We start from the raw sequence: 16837 nt of genomic DNA, 5'->3' as shown, positions 1-16837 counted from the left end.
TACCCAGGCGAACTCCCCATCCACTTTCCGTTGAAGGTGACCGATAAGCTTTGGGAATCCCCATCTTTGTGCTGCAATCAGGAGGAGAAGAGCCTAATTCAATCCCCCTGATACCGACTTGTTTTGACTGACAAACCCTGTATTTTCCAAGATAACACGGAGTCCGACTATGTCAAACCGCCGCCAATCCATCACGCTCAAACTCGCCAAGGATAAAAAACTCCTGAAAAACCTGTCAGCCGTCGTCAAGGCTGATCAATTCCTTTGGGTAGCCTCAGATGAAAAAACCAGCGTTGAACGACTCACAATCTCAGAGAATTCAGTTTTTGACGGGTATGTGACCAAACCGCTCAGAGACTATATTGAACTACCAGACACTGAAAACAGTGAGATTGATTTGGAAGGAATGGATTACAATGGAGGCTATCTCTGGTTGATCGGCTCTCATAGCCTGAAACGTGAAAAAGTAAAACTTGATAAATTTGATGAAGCCCAAAACATTGCGAATCTTGCCAAAGGTAATGAGAAAGATGGAAATCGTTACATCCTGGCCAGAATTCCACTTATCAATGGCGAATTGAAAAAAGAACATCCGGAGTCGCATCCACAACTGAGAGCCGCACAAATCAAGGCCCGCAAAGACGGCAATGTTTTTCTCGATACTTTAAATCAGGATAAACATTTGGGCTTATTCCTCAAGATCCCCAGTAAAGACAATGGGTTTGACATCGAAGGGTTGGCCGTTTCAGGCTCGCGGGTGTTTATTGGGTTGCGTGGCCCGGTCCTACGTGGGTGGGCCGTCATCCTTGAAATCCAGGTTGAGTCAGATCCTGAGATTCCGTCACAATTGATATTGAAAGAAATTGCACCGGAAGGCCAAACGTATCGCAAACATTTTGTTGACCTGCGAGGGATGGGCGTTCGTGACCTGTGTTTTCAGAATGATGATTTGCTCATCCTTGCTGGTCCAACCATGGAAATGGATGGCACTATCGCCGTGTTTCGGTGGAAAAATGCCTTACTGGTTGACCATGAGAGTCTGACGACCCCAGGGAAACTGTTTGAAATCCCTCATGGCGAAGGAATCCTGGCTGGAACCGACCGGGCTGAAGGACTTACCATCTTTTCGACTTCCAGCAATTGCACCTCAGTCCTGGTGACTTATGATTCTCCCTCCCGATTGCGAAAAGTCGGAAATGACAGCCTCATTGTTGATCTGTTTGATCTGCCAGACTCCCCCTGTTTTGTTCGATTCACTGGTTTTTCGGTGGAAATGGCCACATCGAAGGGGCCTGGTGATGTCGCTGAGCTATTTAATCAAGAATTTGAATTCGGCTGGCAAGCCGAACGGTTCGGCGATTCAGAAAAACAATTTGATGTGACTCACCCAACAGTATTTCTTTCCCCGGAAGCCGCCTGGGAACGGACCTACCATCTTCGCTCCCAGCCTGGTTTTGTGTATGTCGAACCCCAATTCATTATTCCTGAACTTCCAACGCTGAATGAACCGGATTTAACCGAGCCCGAACCTGAAGCCCGCATGCTCTCAGCCTTTGGAGGCGAAGAACACAAACCTGGAAGTGAACAATCTGATTGGAGCGTGAACGCAATCCAGGCGCCGAAGGCATGGGCAATGTTTCCCGAAGGAAAAACCCCCGGTCAGGGAGTTGTGATTGGTCACCCAGATACTGGATTTACTGATCATCCCCAAATTCTTGCCAACTTGATTCCAGACCAGGGGTTTAACTTCAAAGAGAACATCCAGGATGCCCGCGACCAGCTCGACGGATTTCATCCAGGCCACGGGACTGGAACCGCAAGCGTCATTGTCAGCCCTCGCCAATCGGTTCTGCCAAATGAAGTTGATGTCATTGGGGTCGCGCCTGGAAGTAAGATCATTCCACTCCGGGTTTCAAATACGGTGGTCTTGTTGACTGATATATTCAAGCTGGCCAAAGCCATTGAATATGCCGTGAACCAGGGAGCCCATGTCATTTCCATCAGCATGGGAGGACTTGGCAACTGGCGTATCCACCAGGCAGTCCGCTATGCCCAACGGCATGGCGTCATTCTCTGTGCGGCTGCGGGCAATTACGTCGGGTTTGTTGCCTGGCCCGCAGCCTATGATGAAGTGATCGGAGTGGCCGCAACCAATGTTGAAAACAGGCCATGGCGTGGATCCTCCCATGGTGACAAGGTGGATGTCTCAGCCCCAGGCGAATCTGTTTGGAGAGCCACCGTTCAACATCAATCAGGGGATCTCACTGGATTTTCCACCGGACGTGGATCCGGCACCTCATTTGCCGTCACTCATGTGGCTGGAATTGCAGCGCTGTGGCTTTCATTTCATGGTCGGGACAACCTGATTGCCCGGTATGGCCAGGAAAAGCTTTCGTTCGTTTTTAACCAGATACTCCGGAAAAGCTGCGTTCACCCACCTGAATGGGATCAAAACCAATATGGTGCCGGAATTATCCAGGCTGACCAGGTCCTGGCGGCAGCGTTGCCGGTGGATCTTCCCAATGCAGCCCTCCACTTCAATTCAATGATGCCAGTTGATACCGGCGGTGAAGCGACGTTTCGCCACCTTTTTGAGGATAGTCCACCAGAGGTCTTGCACTCCTCTCTGGCTGAATTACTTGGCGTCCCACCTTCAGATTTGAGTCGTCACCTGAACCAGGTTGGACAGGAACTGGCTTTTCATCTTGCAACCACGCCGCCTCTCTTCCGGGAGTTTCGAAATCAACTGGCTCAATCCCATTCAATTCGTTCGGCGGTTTTTGAAGTCGAACCCATCCACGCCCAACCGCTGGAAGCAACTCGCCAAAAGCTTCGCCAGAAGGGAGTCTCATCAGCTCTCGCAACGCTCCTGTAAGGCAGGGGTCATTCATTTCTGCAACGGAAAATTCTTCTCAAGGAGGAACTATGAGTGAAGCATCAAGAATCAATGCTGGGCCCTGGTGCGGTGCGGTTACAGAGACTGGGGCAACCATCAAACTGAGTGTGATGCGAAATGTCCAACGTGCTGAAATCATCATTTCAGAAGCCTCGGACTTTCATACTTTTCAATCGGTGAACCCTTTTTCGATTTGGGTGAACCCAGATTACCAGTACCGGATTTTGACCTTCCGGTTGAGTAATTTGCGCCCAAACACCCAATATTTTTACAACTTCCGCTTTGATGGAAGGGCAGCTCAGGAAGGCACTGGGGGAGCCTTTCAAACTTTTCCTGAACCTGGGACGCAAACAGATTTTCGGTTTGCTTTCTCAAGTTGTTCAAAGAGCGATTGGTTCTTCCATTCCCCTGCACCTGAAGCGTATGCCGCCATCACACAAGAACCTGGTTTGTTATTTTTTGCGCATCTCGGTGATTTATATTATGACATCCACGAGCGGGATATTCCGGGCCGTTTCAAGAAATATGACAGCGTCCTCTCACGCAAGGAAATCAAAGCGCTGTTTCAAAAACTTCCGGTTGTTTATGGATGGGATGATCACGACTTTCTTGGAAACAACGCTGAAGGAGACGCCAGTGACGAATCACGTTCTGCTCGAAAAACCGCGCTCGAAGCCTACTCGATCTATGTCCCTCATCACGAATTTGCCAGCCCAAGTGATGGTTTGTTTCAGTCATTCCAGATTGGAAATGTCATGTTTTTGTTGACCGATACCCGGTTCAATAAAACATCGCGCAATTCCTCAGGCGGAACTGGAAAAACCATCTTGGGAAGGAACCAAAAACTTTGGTTAAAAAATAAGTTGCTTGAAGGAAAATCTAAAGATCTGATTATTTGGGCCAACTCTGTGCCCTGGATCGGAGACCCTGAAAATGGGCTGGATTTCTGGGCTGGGTATGCCGTTGAGCGCAAAGAACTGGCTGATTTTGTGAAGCAAAACCAGATCAATAATGTCTGCATGATCAGTGGAGATGCTCACATGCTGGCAATTGACGATGGGTCGCACCACACCTATACCACACCTGATTCACAAGGAAACCAGGGCGGGTTCCCCGTTTTTCAGGCGGCGGCGCTGGAGAGCCCGGCTTCGGAAAAAGGAGGCGATTACAGCATTGGACACGAAGACGGAACCGCTGGGGGTGGTATCGGGGAGCGTCGTCAGTATGGCTTGTTTGAGGTCAAATACCCAAGAGATCAAAATGGAGCCGTTCTGGGGGTGCCCACCGTGACCTGGGTTGGAAAGAGGGCTAAAAAAAGCTCTTCTGCACTCTCCGATGTCAAAGAAATCATCCGTTATTCGTTCCCCTCACGCCCAAGTTATTCAAAGTTTTAAAGCTGTTTAGAAAAGCAGCGGTTTCCATCATGCAAAACCAGAATCCAAAGGAGGCCAGGGATGGGAAATACAGGGTTTTTGAAAATCAAACTGATGGGCGTTGAAAGAAAGCCGATTCACGATCAGGTTGGAGTGAAGTTTTTCCAGCCAGACAATCGCCAAATTGGAAATTCCCACGTGATTTCGTTTCCGTCAGCTCAACTATTTGAGTTGCCTGCTTTTCCACAAGTCGGGAATATTCGCCTGGATATCGCGCCGTCACGATACCGCGATTTCCAAACGAGTATCCTGATGCTTCCTGGTACATCGCCGGTTGAAAAAGAATATCGGGTCGTGAGGGATCCTGAAACCTGGAAGGCCAAATTTGTGAAATGGATGGAACTTCCTCCAGAATTTGACCTGCTGAAGGAAGTCCTAAAAAACTCGCCTTCGGTTCAATTGGTTCAAAAGGGAAGTTCCTCAAACCTTGGATTGGTTACGGGTGACACCTTTGATGGGCTCAATGATACCGATGCCCGGCTGGCGAAAACAGCTCTTCTGAATCTTTATTATAAAATGAGGGAGCCAATTGAGCCGACGCTTGACCAGCCGGCATGGTTTTCATTTGTCCAACAAATTCTGACCCTTGGAAGAGAGCGATTCGTGGCTGTTGTACGAGATGACATGTGGGCCGAGGTCAACCGATCCATCAAATTGTTTGGAAATATATACCAACCTGCCGATCCCAGCCTGCACCGGAAGAACATTCCTGGAGACCTCCGAATTCTGGAAATGATAAGCCTCAAATCCTTTGAAGCCCATGCGAACCTGCAGTTAACACTTTCCAGGGTGGAAGATCACCAGGGAGGTCGCCAAACCATTCTGGATGCGGACCTTGATGAAAATGGTAAGGCGCTGGCACATTTTTTTGATTTGCTCAAGCACATCTTCAATGGAGGCACACACCCCTACGATATTCACGAATTCCTGGTCATGACAAATTCTGGCATTCAACTTGGCTATAAACTGGCTTAACCATTGATTGTTGTCAGGATTGCAAATGAAGATAAACCGGCTGAAATAATCAGGAGGAGAACGTATGCGCACGATAGGCACGATTACGAATGAAGGGTATTCCTGCACCATCACCGAAGATGACGATGGAAGAGTTTTTTTTCTTGCGGATGCCGACATAGACGCCGATGGCGCAAATGGGCAAAATGGCGCCCCGGCTGCCTACAAGGAAGATAATTCCGGAACCGAATTGCTTGCAAACGGCGGCATGAAAATTGTTCATGGAAAAGTTATTTGTGCCGAACCCTGGGCACGGAGTATTGTGATTTTGGATGTGGATAATGAACCAAAAATTTTTTCCGGCGGGATCATTGCCTCAATGACCTGGTATCGCCACCCTGGAAAATTACCAAGCGATCCTGCGGCGTATGTAGACTCCGAAACCGTGCCCTACATTGTTGTGCCACGCCTGATCGTTCAGGGGACATCGGGCATAGTCCGAGGTTGTAAAGCACGAGTTACCTGGAGAGGTCAGTCTGTTGAATGCGTGGTTGCCGACAAAGGGCCATCTCGTAAGATCGGCGAGCTGAGTATTGCGGCGGCGCGAGCAATTGGACTTCCTTCAAGTCCAAGACATGGTGGCACTCAAGAACCAGAAGTCCAATATGAATTGTGGCCAGGAGTTGCTGCCCCTGGATTTACATTGCAAGCGGCTTGAATGCAGCCATTCTTCGTTTGAGTGATTTCTCGATTTCAAACTCAAAAAGACTCAAAAAGATGGCGATTTGAAGTATAGAGCAACTTCAATTGAGTGGGAAAAAGTCAAGAGTTCCGCCTTGAGTCGGAACTCTTGATTTATGCTTCATTTCTGGACTAAGTACAAGTGCTCATAAATAAGGGATGGAATTTCGGTTTTCGCCCGGATGGGCGGTGGACAGTAGCCGGTGGGCAGCCGGCTTTGAGGCACACCCACCGGAATCCAGGCCGCCAATCGTTCGCGCCCGGATGGGCGCTGGAACCAGAATCGTGAGCGAGTGACTGAAACTCCAAAGGAAAAGTGACCGAACCACACCTCCAGCGCCCATCCGGGCGCGCACCTCACGGGCGATTCTTTCCGGTGGCCGCATGTCCAAAGCGACACTTGCCACCGGCTACTTTCCAGCGCCCATCCGGGCGAAAACCAATTTTTCCCCAGCGAGTGATCGAATTTCATACCCCTTTTATGGGGACTTGTACTAAGGTTAGTGACAAGTCGAGGACTCAAAATAAAATCTATTGGAGCGATTCAAAAAGGCGGTCCATGGTGGTTTCATCGGTTTGTGCTCCTGGATGTCATTTACTTTGTAGAGGTTGAGGCAGAAGAACAAAACCAGTTATGAATCCTGAGGCATTTCGCTTTTGCCTTCGTACCGTTTCGATTTCAAAATTTCATAGAGGAAAAAGACTATGGTTACCCTTCTCATGCTAATTTGTTTGATTTTGCCCTTTGGCCAATCTCCCCAACCGATGGCACCGCATGAAATCGGGGTTAAACCCCTTCAGGAGCAATACACCCAGATTCAAGATCTTCAACCGGTTATCAAAAACAAGATTGTACCGAAAATCGGGTTTAAACCCCTTCAGGACCGATACGCCCGGATTCAAGACATTCAACCGGTTATCAAAAACTGAGGATTGTTGGCCGGTTACCGGTACGTGTTGGACAGCCGCCTTCAACGATCCACCAGTTGAAATAAAACCAGGAGGGGAACTCCAGGTAGCAGTCTCCGGGTCTGTGCCACAAAACGGCCAACCTTGTTTTTACCGACGCACCGCCGGGATTAATGTTCGAAGGAACGGAACTGACGCTTCAAAGGATTCTCAAAAGTTGCCGGAGCCAGCTTCAACGATTTCAACGAAATGGAAGTACAAATTGGTAATTTTTGTGTATGGAAAATCTTGGGAAATAGGAAACCTGCCGTCATACCCAAATATAGTCGAATCAGATTGGTTTCGATTTGGGGATGAATGAAAAAACACCCAACAGTCGCAAAACCTTGATATCCACTCATTACCTCTCAAATATGACGAACACCCATTTTGACGAACGATTTTTCTCGGATGATGAAGAAATTCTCTGGGAATTGATTGAAGAATCTCCTGAAGCCGTGATGGTGGATTGGCGCGAAGAAGAAGAGGAAATCATCAGGTCGATCAACCAGGTTATTGCTCCATACAAAATTTCCTTTGAATGGATGGGCAACGACGACATCCAGATCCAGTATAAAGAAAAGGAACGGCTGCTTGGGTTGAGCTTCAGCCTGAAAGACCGTTATATTTGCCTGCGGGCAATCAATGATATTCTTCAAGACGAGTACGAACTCCGGTTGTTTGAACTGAGCTTCAACTCTGACACCCATTTGTTCCTCGTCAAACCCGGTTCGTGGTGGGCTGACTTTGATCAACTTCATCCAAAGCGCAGTGCTCAACTGTTTCGAATCATCGGCCCTGACCTTGATTTCCCCTGATGACAGGAGGGTTCCCCGATGAACAACCCGCCAGAACCCAAACCAACCTGGCTTTCACACATCCTGGCGCGATTTCGAGACCCGCAGCCATCTCCTACGTTTTCAATCATTTGCACTCCACATCAGCTTTGGAAGACTCGCGCGGTCAATGGCAAAATCGAGCAAGAAACCGTGATTGAATGGCAAGACATTACCTATCTTCTGGCATTCAAACGTGACCTGTGGGCGGTTGATCTGATCTGCATTGAGGTTGGGACCAATCACGGATATGCCTTTGAAATTGATGAAGAGATGGACGGCTGGGAATGTGTGGTCCAACGACTTCCGGAGGATCTTCCGGGGTGTCCCGTTTATGCGGAATAGTGGCAAACTGTTGCTCAACCTCCTTTTGCCCACAATGAGATCCGGCTCTACCCGGTTCAAAATCACGATGAGTGACAGACCTTCACAACCGAGAAAGGCTGGTCGAATTGAGCAAAGACCTGTAAGTTAGCGGAGTTTTCAAAAGTTCAGCGATATTTGGGGCTGTGATCAACTGCAAAGGAGACCGACAGCCTTTTTTAGTAACCGGAAAGGGGAAACGGCCAAACAGTATGGTGAAACCACAGAATCCGATTTTGTTCGAAGGCCACTTGAAACCAAATCTCCACTATGACCTGCCTGGCGGACTGGTTGTCTTTCTCGTGGCCCTGCCGTTGTGTCTTGGAATTGCCCTGGCTTCTGGCGCACCGCTGTTTTCAGGCGTGATTGCCGGCATTGTCGGAGGACTGGTGGTGGGAATGCTCTCCGGCTCGGAAATCAGCGTCAGCGGACCGGCTGCCGGTCTGGCGGTGATGGTGGCTGGCGGCATCAAATCAAGCGGCAGTTTCAAAGCCTTTTTGACTGTGGTCGTGTTATCAGGAATTCTTCAAATTATCTTTGGGCTGTTTCGGGGTGGCAGAATCGGAGACTACGTGCCGACCTCCGTCATCAAGGGAATGCTCGCGGCTATCGGAATTGTCATTATTCTCAAGCAAATCCCGCATGCGCTGGGACAAGATCGGGATTATATCGGAGATTTCGGGTTCCTTCAGGGAGTGGGCGATGAAAATACCCTGGTTGCGATTCTTCATTCAGTTTTCACCTTTAACCCGGAAGCAGTGGTCATCGCCGTGGTTTCGCTGGCGATTCTTCTACTTTGGGAACAACCGTTTTTCAAACAAAATCGGGTTCTGGGCCTGGTGCCCGCCCCATTGCTGGTGGTGGGTATCGGCACATTGATCAACGAGGTGTGTCGGATTTACTTTGCCGGGTTTTATTTACGGGCTGAGGATGGTCATCTGGTCTCATTGCCGGTGGCAACCAGTCTGAGCACTTTTTTTAATCAGTTCACCCTTCCCAGCTTGTCAGCCCTGACCAACCCTGAGGTGTACACCCTGGCAATCACCTTTGCGGCGGTGGGCAGTCTTGAAACGCTGGTGGCGATTGAGGCTGCTGACAAAATTGACCCCTTCAAGCGCATTTCAAACACTAATCGCGAGTTGATGGCCCAGGGCATCGGCAATATGGCGTCTGGAATGCTCGGCGGTTTGCCCATTACCTCGGTGGTGATTCGGACGTCAACCAATGTCTATGCCGGGAGCCGAACCCGGATGGCGACGATCTTCCACGGGATCCTCTTGTTTGGAGCCGTGTTATTGATCCCAACGCTCCTCAATCGAATTCCGCTCGCCTGCCTGGCGGCTATTTTGTTCGTTGTTGGGTATAAGCTGGCCAACGTCAGTGTTTTCAAGGAGATGTATCGTCAAGGAAGCGAGCAATTCATTCCGTTTATCATTACCATCGTGGCAATTGTGTTCACGGATTTGTTGGTGGGAATCACGATTGGGTTTTTCTTCGGGCTCTTTTTTGTCATTCGAGCCAACCATCACTCAGCCATGACGTGTGTCAATCAGGACAATTACTACCTGATCCGCTTTAACAAAGACATGACCTTTGTCAACAAAGCTGAACTCAAAGAACAACTGACCAAAATCCCAAACGACGTCATCCTGATCCTGGACGCGACCAAATCGCTCTACATTGACCAGGACATTTATGAAGTAATTGCCGAATTTGAAGAACTGGCCAAATACCGAAATATCACGATTGAGAAAAAGAATCTCGATTCAAAAATTCCCCCGCAGCTTGCGTGGATGAAACTTTTTGGAGGATCGAATGGAAGAATACAAGAAACTCCTGCTGGCGAATAAAGCCTGGGTGAAGGAAAAACTGGATCTGCGGCCCGATTATTTCCTGCGGCTCAAAGACGAACAAAAACCTGAGTATTTGTGGATTGGATGCTCAGACAGCCGTGTCCCGGCGGAAGATATCACTGGAACCGGCCCCGGAGACCTGTTTGTTCATCGTAACGTGGCCAATCTGGTGGTTCATTCGGACTTGAATTTGCTCAGCGTGCTGCAATATGCCGTGGATGTGCTCAAAGTCAAACACGTCATCATTTGCGGGCATTATGGCTGCGGAGGCGTCAAAAGCGCGATGTCGCATCAAAACCTGGGCTTGATCAACACCTGGCTGCATAACATCAAGGATGTGTATCACCTGTACCGGGACGAACTCAACGCCCTTCCCACCAAAGACCAGCGCTGGCGGCGACTGGTTGAACTCAATGTCGAAGAGCAGGTGCGAAATCTGGTCAGAACTTCGATCATTCAAATGGCCTGGAAGACCGACCAGCGGCCATACCTCCACGGCTGGGTGTATGACCTGCACACCGGGTACTTGCAGGAACTTACCCTGGTTAAACCTGGGACGCTGCCCGACGATGTGTACTGTTATGACTTTGAACACTGAAAGGTGATGCGTACCTTACCGAAAATCCCAGGACGATTTTAACCACGAAAACCACGAAAACCACGAAAATTCAAATACTTACAAAATCCAACCCATCCTTGGACTGATGAAAAGGTATTTGGGTTTGGGAGATCGGTTTGATTTCTTTTGGGAACTGACCAACACAATCAGGTGTCTTCCTGGGCCAAAAGTCCAATGTTGATTGGTTTTGTGGAGGATACCGTGTCAGCAAATCAATACGTTTTCAACCAACCGAAACTCTATTCCTGGAAAACTCTGGCTTTTCTCGGTCACACATTTCGGAAAGTAATTCTGGCAGGTCTTTCAGTCGGCTGGCTCTGGTATGGATTTCTGGATTTTGGGCTTATTCCACTCCTGACAATTTGGAATCCAAAACTGCTGGGATGCAGGGTTATCTTTTTGAACTGGGCCAGGCTCAATCAGGTTTTCAACCTGTTCTTCACCGACAACTCCAATACAGGTTGGTCTGATATGCCGCCGCCACTGACCAATCTGGGGTGGATGACACTGATTGGCATTTCATTCATCCTGACGGGGCTGGCGCTTCGGAATTTGTGGCGTGAAGGCACAATCGTGAAAGGATTCTTACAAACGATTTTGCAGCTTCAACCAAATCCAATACCCGCCTGAAGGCGGAACTCTGAACAAAACCGCCTACAGCCGGAATTTTGAACCCAAAGTCAGTAACATCCCATCACAGATTTGCCATTCGTGGTTGATTTTCAATCGCTGAATCAGTTTTCCATGGCGCAACCAGGCCACGTAGACGTGGTGCTTTTCCAGGTAGATCACCACGATTCGATCTTCGTGCCAGGCAAGGTACTGCACCTGACATCCAAAAAAGGGATTGTAGGTTTCAATGATCCAGTCAGTTACCAGATTGCCGTCTTTTACCTCCCGAAGATAAAACTGGATATCCACCCTGGTTTCCAGCTCTCGAAACCGATATTCCACCCAGGCATATTGGGTTTGTTCAGGATTGCAAACGGCGGCAATGAGTTCTGTTTCATACCCGTGAGCGTCTATTTCACGGGGCTTCCGATTGAGCCGAGCGGCAACCTGTTCGATAGCTTCCGTGAAATCAGAAACGTGTCCAAGCCTGAAACTTTGGGATATTCCCAACACATCGAACCTGGCAAATCCGGCTGGATAGCGGCTTTCAGAAGCGAAGAGCTTTTCCATTCTCTCACCACGAGTTGTTCGCGACATCCCACTCATTGTTTCTTCTTCTCACGAACCATGTGCTTAAGTTGTTTTTCAAACCACTGAAGCCCGGTCTCAGGATCTTTTGTATCGTGAAGGTTAAGCGCCTGACGCAACAACTCACACGCGACATCCGGAAAATGATGACTGGTGGTTTGCTCAATATATTTCCCTTCCTGGAAGATCAAAATCTGCAACTCATTGCCCTCTCTATACTTCCAGATTTCAGGAATTTGGAGCTGGGCATACAATCCGGCTTCTTTGACTTTTTCCTGGGAAGAACTGCTCAAATCCACTTCAACCACCAAATCTGGGGCTGGATCAACTCCTGGACGAAATCGGGTTGCCAGATGGAGTGAAGTGGATTGACCAAGGTAAAACACGGCGTCGGGCTCTCCGCCAGCCTGTCCATCGGCCCGCTCCAACGTCATTGAGCCAAAACCATACACTTTCTTTTTAAAAAGTCGGGCACAAATCCGAACCAATGATCTTAAAAACTCAACCAGTGATTCATGGCGTGGTGATGGGCTCACAAGTTCTAAGCTTCCTTCACAATAAAATAGCCGTGGCCGGGAACGATCTCCTAATTCTGAAGAGAGCTTGCGGTAGGTTTCAACCGTCACTCCGTGGAGCGTGATGCACTGGTCACCAGACAGCAATTCGGGCGATTTTGGTTTGTAAACTGCTACCATCGCACCCTCCTGATTCATCTTGCGAAAGTCTGGTTGTGGTTTTAGCACAATCACATCAAAACTGAATAGCGACCAAATTCCCAAAAGAACCTATGGCCAAATCCCGGCCCGGTGAACCATAATCTCCAACAAAGACTACTGACGAATAATGAATGATGAACCGGGCCAATCAGGCTGCTCATTGAGAATGGACTTTGGGGGTTCTATCAAAGCTATCTGTTTGATTCATAAGCGTTTGTGTTTTTCATAATTTATAATTCATAACTCATGCTTCACGGAGGTATCGCCGCTATGTCGCTTGCAAGCCGCACATCAATTCTTGATTGGAACACGGCCCAGTCAATTGGAAAGGAAATTGTCGTCGGAAATATCTTTGCCTTTCTGACCCCAAAGACCTGGGAACATCCAACACTCGGGTGGATTGCCAGGCTCCTGGCTGGCAGTGGAGTTGTGCCACCACGGGTTGTTTCGCTGGCTGGAACACATCCTATCCAGCTTGGTGGTGCGGAAATTAAACCCTTCACTCTGCCGGATCTGAATCTGGCCGTCGTGACCTGCGACAAGGCGATTTACCGAACTGAACACGATACCGTCAACTTGCTGGCACTCAATCCACTGGCGCCACGGTCGTCAGCCAATCTGGTGGTCTCGGTGGACGAGCGTGAATTTTCCCGGCACACGGTTCAGTTGGGTGACCACGGAGAAGCAACCTTTCAATTGCGCGACCTTCCGGTTGGATCGTATGAAGCGGCGTTTGAAGGAACAGCCGCTGACACCGCCGGGTGTTCGTTCACCGTGGCGGAATACCGGTTGTCACCACTCACCGCAGCCTTTCACCACAAGAAGTTTTCGGGCAACAATCAGTTTTCATTTGTCCTGAACCTGGAAAGCTTTGGAACGCCGGTTGAAGGCGATGTCGCGCTTGAATTGATGGAGCAAAATCGGCGACTGGCTAAAATCACGGCTCGTGCGGAGCAAGGCAAAGTCAAGGGATCGTTTGCGCTCACCGGCAATGGTCCACACACCATTAACGTCCAACTGGTTGCCGACCCAGGCAAAACCGCGACGCTTCCGATTGTCGGAAGCCGGGCCAGCGAACGCCAGTCAACCGCCTTTTCCAAACTTGGGACTGAAATCAGCGGGTCGCTCCTTCCGGTTGAGGGCTCGCGGCTGGTTCGAGGGATTTTTCTTGAAGAGGGGGCTCAGTCAACTTCGCCGTTTGCCCTTGAGCGCGTAGATACCTATCGTGCCCGCCTGACGGTTCTGGGGCGAGTCCAGGCCCTCACCGTGCTGGTCATTGACCCGACATTTCCAAAACCTCGACCAGACGCCGTCAACCCGGAAACGGCACCCTATCCGGGTGCCACTGATGAACCGTATCAACGCGGCGAAGCACTGTTCAAAGATGGGTATTTTTCTGATTCGGTGGCTATTTTTGAACGGGCGCGGGCCCAATTTGAAAAACCGCATCCGTTTTATGCCTACTTTGCCGCTTGCTGTTATGCCCGACAAGGACAAAAGGCCCGTGCGGTTGCGGCATTGCGGCAATCAATTGAGGATGGCTGGACTGATTTTCACCATCTGGCAACGGATGAAGATCTGAAATCGCTTCAAGGGTATGAACCTTATGAATGGCTCAAGGCAAGGGGCATCCGCGAGTTCACCTATGCTGAAATTACCCGGACGACCACGCTTGAATTTGAAATGCCGGGACCGGTCGGTCTGCTGGCGATTGGGGCGTTTGTAAATGAAAAACCCTGGGAAGGCTGGGCAGCCACGCTGGCACCGGTTGAGCTTTCCCCAGAGATTCTCCTTCCATTGCAGTGCGAACCAGGAACGGATATCACCATTCATGTCACAACCGAAACGCTCAACCCCAGCGCACTCTATATGATCGTCAAGGACGCCAGGTTGTTAAGCGGCGATACACCGCTCGGTCGGCTGGCTGGTGGAATCAAGACGTTTGTCGAAACAACCGGCAAAGAACTGATGGTCGGAACACCCGAGAAAACACTGGCTTATTTAGCTCAATCCTACGGAACTGAAAAATTGTATCGGGCAGGAATTCCCAACCCTCCACCCGTTATATCGCAGGCCATGCCGCCCTTTATGCCGATGCCACAAGCAAGACCAGCACCAGCGCCACCCGGCGGAATGATGCACACTGGCCAGTTTCAAACCATGACTTCGGATGTATTCGAGGACATTGGAACGGCCACATTGATGGCCGGAGCGGAATCTGGCGCCGAACCTGATTCAGAACCGGCTGGCCTTCAAAAAGAACCCGAAGTGCTCTTTGCCGGGCTGGTACCGGTCGTTCAGGGAAAGGCCAGCCTGACGCTCTTACTTCCAGATGTGTTTGCCGATTATATCGTCGAAGCCTTTGTCATCTCCGGACTTGATTGGGAAGCCACGGAAAGCCGATTTCAGGCCAAAAAGGATCCATATCTGTCCTTTTCTCTTCCAGCATTTGTTCATCCGGAAGATACGGCTATCGGTCATCTCAATTTTGGAGCGACAGCCGGAAACGTCCAGGTTCAGGTTCGCTGCAATGGCGTTCCCGTTCCGCTGGCATTTGGCGGGAAAGCACTTCAACCAGATGAAGTTTTAGAAGTCCAAAGCGGCGAAGTGACGTTCCTTACTGGTCCGGGCGTGTATACCGCCACACTCCAGCAACTTTCAACCGAAAGCATTGAAACGGCTCGACAGCAGGTGGATGCACCCGGAGTGTTTCGTCGGCTCACTCGTTCGCTGGTCTTTTTAGAACCTGGAAACTCATTGAGCCGGACGGAAGACATTGGCATTCTCTCCATGCGCATTCTACCGGGATTGGATAAACCGTTCACCGCACTGGTCGAAGCAACGGCGGATTACGGTCATGCCTGTTGCGAACAAACCGCCGCCAAGCTTCTTGCTGCCTGTGGAATGTATGCCCTGGCCAATGGCAACAGCTCTCAGCGCGAAAAAGCGGAAGCCATTATCCTGGCTGGGATTCGGCGCGAGGAATCAATGTGGCTGCCTGGGCGTGGGTTTAAAATGTACCCGGAATCACCAAACAGCCCTCACGACTACTATGGACCCAAAGCCGCGCGGTATCTGTTTAATCTTGATCTTCTCCGCACTGGGAACAACGTGAGCAAACCGCTCAGTCAAGGAATTGAAAAAGGTCTAAAAATGGCCACCGATGCCGCCAAAGCCTATCGGTTGGACTGGCCGCTTGAAACCGCCAAATCCAGCGAAGAGGCTTACAATGTGATGCGGTTCAACTTAGATAACACCGTCCAGGGAAAAGCCCTGGATTACGTACGGAAGCGCGTTTCAGAAGGAAAAATCACTGATCTACCGATGAACCCCTATTGCTACGGCGCGGTTTTAGAACGATCTGAATCCGCCTATGCCGCCGCCACGCTTTTTCGGAGCGGCGGTGGGACCGATTGGCATCAGGCGTTGAAGCTGGCCAACACTATCGTCAATCAACTCAATGACCAGGGCTCGCTTTATTCAACCGTTGATTCAGTCGCGGCCATTGCCTTGATGGCAGAGTTAAAAGCAGCTCGTGTTATCGGCAATAGTGCCACTGTCAAAATCAATCGCCGGGAAATCCCCACCGCTCAGGCTATTGAACTGGCTGAAGAAATCGAATCCATTGAGGCAGTTGATGGGGTGGTGGCGGTCGAAGTAACCCGTCTGGTCGAGGAAAACTGGAGCACCTTTGATGCGGGCCTTCCCTTGCGGATTTCGCTGGAAAAAAATGGCCGCCCAGGCCGTCAGTTTGTGGTGGGTGATGCCATTGATTTGCGCGTCAAGCTCGAAGGAGGCTATAAAACCGGCGATTTGCTGTGGGTGTGTTTGCCGGAATCACTCTCGCGGTTGATCGGAGGCGGACAGGTGAAATTGTTCTCGCTCGACTTTCGCGAAAAAGATGAACTTGTGGTGCCGCTGGCGGCGACTTCAATCACCGTGGACAGCCAGGGAAACATTGCTCCGCAGCATTTTGCCGTCTGTGTCAGAAATATGTTTGAAGAAGAACGCGCCGGAAGCCCCGGATTGCTCACGGTCACCGTCACTCCGGCTGACACTGGTCTTGGAACATCCCTGGTCAGTCGAGCTTTACGAGCCCTGCGTGACTTGATCTGACAAAGTGACAAGGTGACAAAGTGACAAGGTGACAAGGTGACAAAGTGACAAGGTGACAAGGTGACAAGGTGACTTTTTGACAAAGTGACAAGGGGACAGGGTGACAAGGTGACAAGGTGACTTTTTGACAAAGTGACAAGGGTTTAAAATAAACAAATTTGT

At 49.9% G+C, this 16837-nt stretch carries 14 protein-coding genes; 11 read left to right on the top strand and 3 right to left on the bottom strand.

The features are described 5' to 3' along the window. Window positions 1–169 precede the first annotated feature (169 nt). The 4 genes from HY774_24755 to HY774_24740 all read left to right on the top strand — a co-directional run bounded on the left by HY774_24755 (window position 170) and on the right by HY774_24740 (window position 6001). On the top strand, window positions 170–2875 hold the full coding sequence (locus HY774_24755; GenBank protein ID MBI4751706.1) for a DUF3616 domain-containing protein: 2706 nt from the start codon (window positions 170–172) through the stop codon (window positions 2873–2875). Window positions 2876–2925: 50 nt separating this feature from the next. Beyond that, window positions 2926–4290 (top strand): alkaline phosphatase family protein, encoded by a 1365-nt coding sequence (locus tag HY774_24750; protein ID MBI4751705.1) that lies wholly within the window; start codon window positions 2926–2928, stop codon window positions 4288–4290. A gap of 60 nt (window positions 4291–4350) precedes the next feature. Continuing rightward, on the top strand, window positions 4351–5304 hold the full coding sequence (locus HY774_24745; protein ID MBI4751704.1) for a hypothetical protein: 954 nt from the start codon (window positions 4351–4353) through the stop codon (window positions 5302–5304). A gap of 64 nt (window positions 5305–5368) precedes the next feature. Continuing rightward, a complete protein-coding gene (locus tag HY774_24740) occupies window positions 5369–6001 on the top strand; it encodes a hypothetical protein (protein ID MBI4751703.1) in 633 nt (210 codons plus the stop codon). A 169-nt stretch (window positions 6002–6170) separates the two neighbouring features. Here the strand turns inward: HY774_24740 and HY774_24735 are convergent, their stop codons facing one another. Next, window positions 6171–6431 carry a hypothetical protein gene (locus tag HY774_24735; GenBank protein MBI4751702.1) on the bottom strand — a complete coding sequence of 87 codons (261 nt, stop codon included), beginning with the start codon at window positions 6429–6431 and terminating at the stop codon, window positions 6171–6173. A 298-nt stretch (window positions 6432–6729) separates the two neighbouring features. On the opposite strand from HY774_24735, the gene HY774_24730 reads away from it, so the two are divergent. The 6 genes from HY774_24730 (at window position 6730) to HY774_24705 (ending at window position 11273) form a co-directional block, all read left to right on the top strand. Then, window positions 6730–6954: a hypothetical protein gene (locus tag HY774_24730; protein MBI4751701.1), complete on the top strand. Its 225-nt coding sequence runs from the start codon at window positions 6730–6732 to the stop codon at window positions 6952–6954. A 392-nt stretch (window positions 6955–7346) separates the two neighbouring features. Beyond that, window positions 7347–7790 carry a hypothetical protein gene (locus HY774_24725; protein MBI4751700.1) on the top strand — a complete coding sequence of 148 codons (444 nt, stop codon included), beginning with the start codon at window positions 7347–7349 and terminating at the stop codon, window positions 7788–7790. Window positions 7791–7808: 18 nt separating this feature from the next. Beyond that, complete coding sequence (locus tag HY774_24720) at window positions 7809–8153, top strand: hypothetical protein (GenBank protein MBI4751699.1); 345 nt, start codon at window positions 7809–7811, stop codon at window positions 8151–8153. A 230-nt stretch (window positions 8154–8383) separates the two neighbouring features. Beyond that, a complete protein-coding gene (locus HY774_24715; protein ID MBI4751698.1) occupies window positions 8384–10021 on the top strand; it encodes a SulP family inorganic anion transporter in 1638 nt (545 codons plus the stop codon). Continuing rightward, window positions 9987–10622, top strand: coding sequence for a carbonic anhydrase (locus tag HY774_24710; protein MBI4751697.1), 636 nt, complete (start codon window positions 9987–9989; stop codon window positions 10620–10622). Before HY774_24715 ends, HY774_24710 begins: the two co-directional genes overlap by 35 nt. Before the next feature lie 222 nt (window positions 10623–10844). Next, window positions 10845–11273 (top strand): hypothetical protein, encoded by a 429-nt coding sequence (locus tag HY774_24705; GenBank protein ID MBI4751696.1) that lies wholly within the window; start codon window positions 10845–10847, stop codon window positions 11271–11273. A 24-nt stretch (window positions 11274–11297) separates the two neighbouring features. Here the strand turns inward: HY774_24705 and HY774_24700 are convergent, their stop codons facing one another. Together HY774_24700 and HY774_24695 are read right to left on the bottom strand one after the other, a co-directional pair. Beyond that, the gene (locus HY774_24700) at window positions 11298–11825 is read right to left on the bottom strand and encodes a hypothetical protein (GenBank protein MBI4751695.1); all 528 of its coding nucleotides are present in this window, start codon (window positions 11823–11825) and stop codon (window positions 11298–11300) included. Between the two features lie 32 nt (window positions 11826–11857). After that, window positions 11858–12538, bottom strand: coding sequence for a Uma2 family endonuclease (locus HY774_24695; protein ID MBI4751694.1), 681 nt, complete (start codon window positions 12536–12538; stop codon window positions 11858–11860). Window positions 12539–12829: 291 nt separating this feature from the next. On the opposite strand from HY774_24695, the gene HY774_24690 reads away from it, so the two are divergent. Beyond that, a complete protein-coding gene (locus tag HY774_24690; protein ID MBI4751693.1) occupies window positions 12830–16675 on the top strand; it encodes a hypothetical protein in 3846 nt (1281 codons plus the stop codon). Window positions 16676–16837 lie beyond the last annotated feature (162 nt).

The organism is Acidobacteriota bacterium (assembly GCA_016208495.1).
Lineage (GTDB): Bacteria > Acidobacteriota > Blastocatellia > Chloracidobacteriales > Chloracidobacteriaceae > JACQXX01.
The sequence above is the reverse complement of the archived record's forward strand: the minus strand, read 5'-3'. Positions and strand labels throughout refer to the sequence as shown.

Coding starts and splice junctions, on each gene's coding strand:
- HY774_24745 (MBI4751704.1), top strand. CDS start 4,351: ATGGGAAATACAGGGTTTTTGAAAATCAAACTGATGGGCGTTGAAAGA.
- HY774_24755 (MBI4751706.1), top strand. CDS start 170: ATGTCAAACCGCCGCCAATCCATCACGCTCAAACTCGCCAAGGATAAA.
- HY774_24730 (MBI4751701.1), top strand. CDS start 6,730: ATGGTTACCCTTCTCATGCTAATTTGTTTGATTTTGCCCTTTGGCCAA.
- HY774_24690 (MBI4751693.1), top strand. CDS start 12,830: ATGTCGCTTGCAAGCCGCACATCAATTCTTGATTGGAACACGGCCCAG.
- HY774_24700 (MBI4751695.1), bottom strand. CDS start 11,825: ATGGAAAAGCTCTTCGCTTCTGAAAGCCGCTATCCAGCCGGATTTGCC.
- HY774_24695 (MBI4751694.1), bottom strand. CDS start 12,538: ATGGTAGCAGTTTACAAACCAAAATCGCCCGAATTGCTGTCTGGTGAC.
- HY774_24710 (MBI4751697.1), top strand. CDS start 9,987: ATGGAAGAATACAAGAAACTCCTGCTGGCGAATAAAGCCTGGGTGAAG.
- HY774_24740 (MBI4751703.1), top strand. CDS start 5,369: ATGCGCACGATAGGCACGATTACGAATGAAGGGTATTCCTGCACCATC.
- HY774_24715 (MBI4751698.1), top strand. CDS start 8,384: ATGGTGAAACCACAGAATCCGATTTTGTTCGAAGGCCACTTGAAACCA.
- HY774_24750 (MBI4751705.1), top strand. CDS start 2,926: ATGAGTGAAGCATCAAGAATCAATGCTGGGCCCTGGTGCGGTGCGGTT.
- HY774_24725 (MBI4751700.1), top strand. CDS start 7,347: ATGACGAACACCCATTTTGACGAACGATTTTTCTCGGATGATGAAGAA.
- HY774_24720 (MBI4751699.1), top strand. CDS start 7,809: ATGAACAACCCGCCAGAACCCAAACCAACCTGGCTTTCACACATCCTG.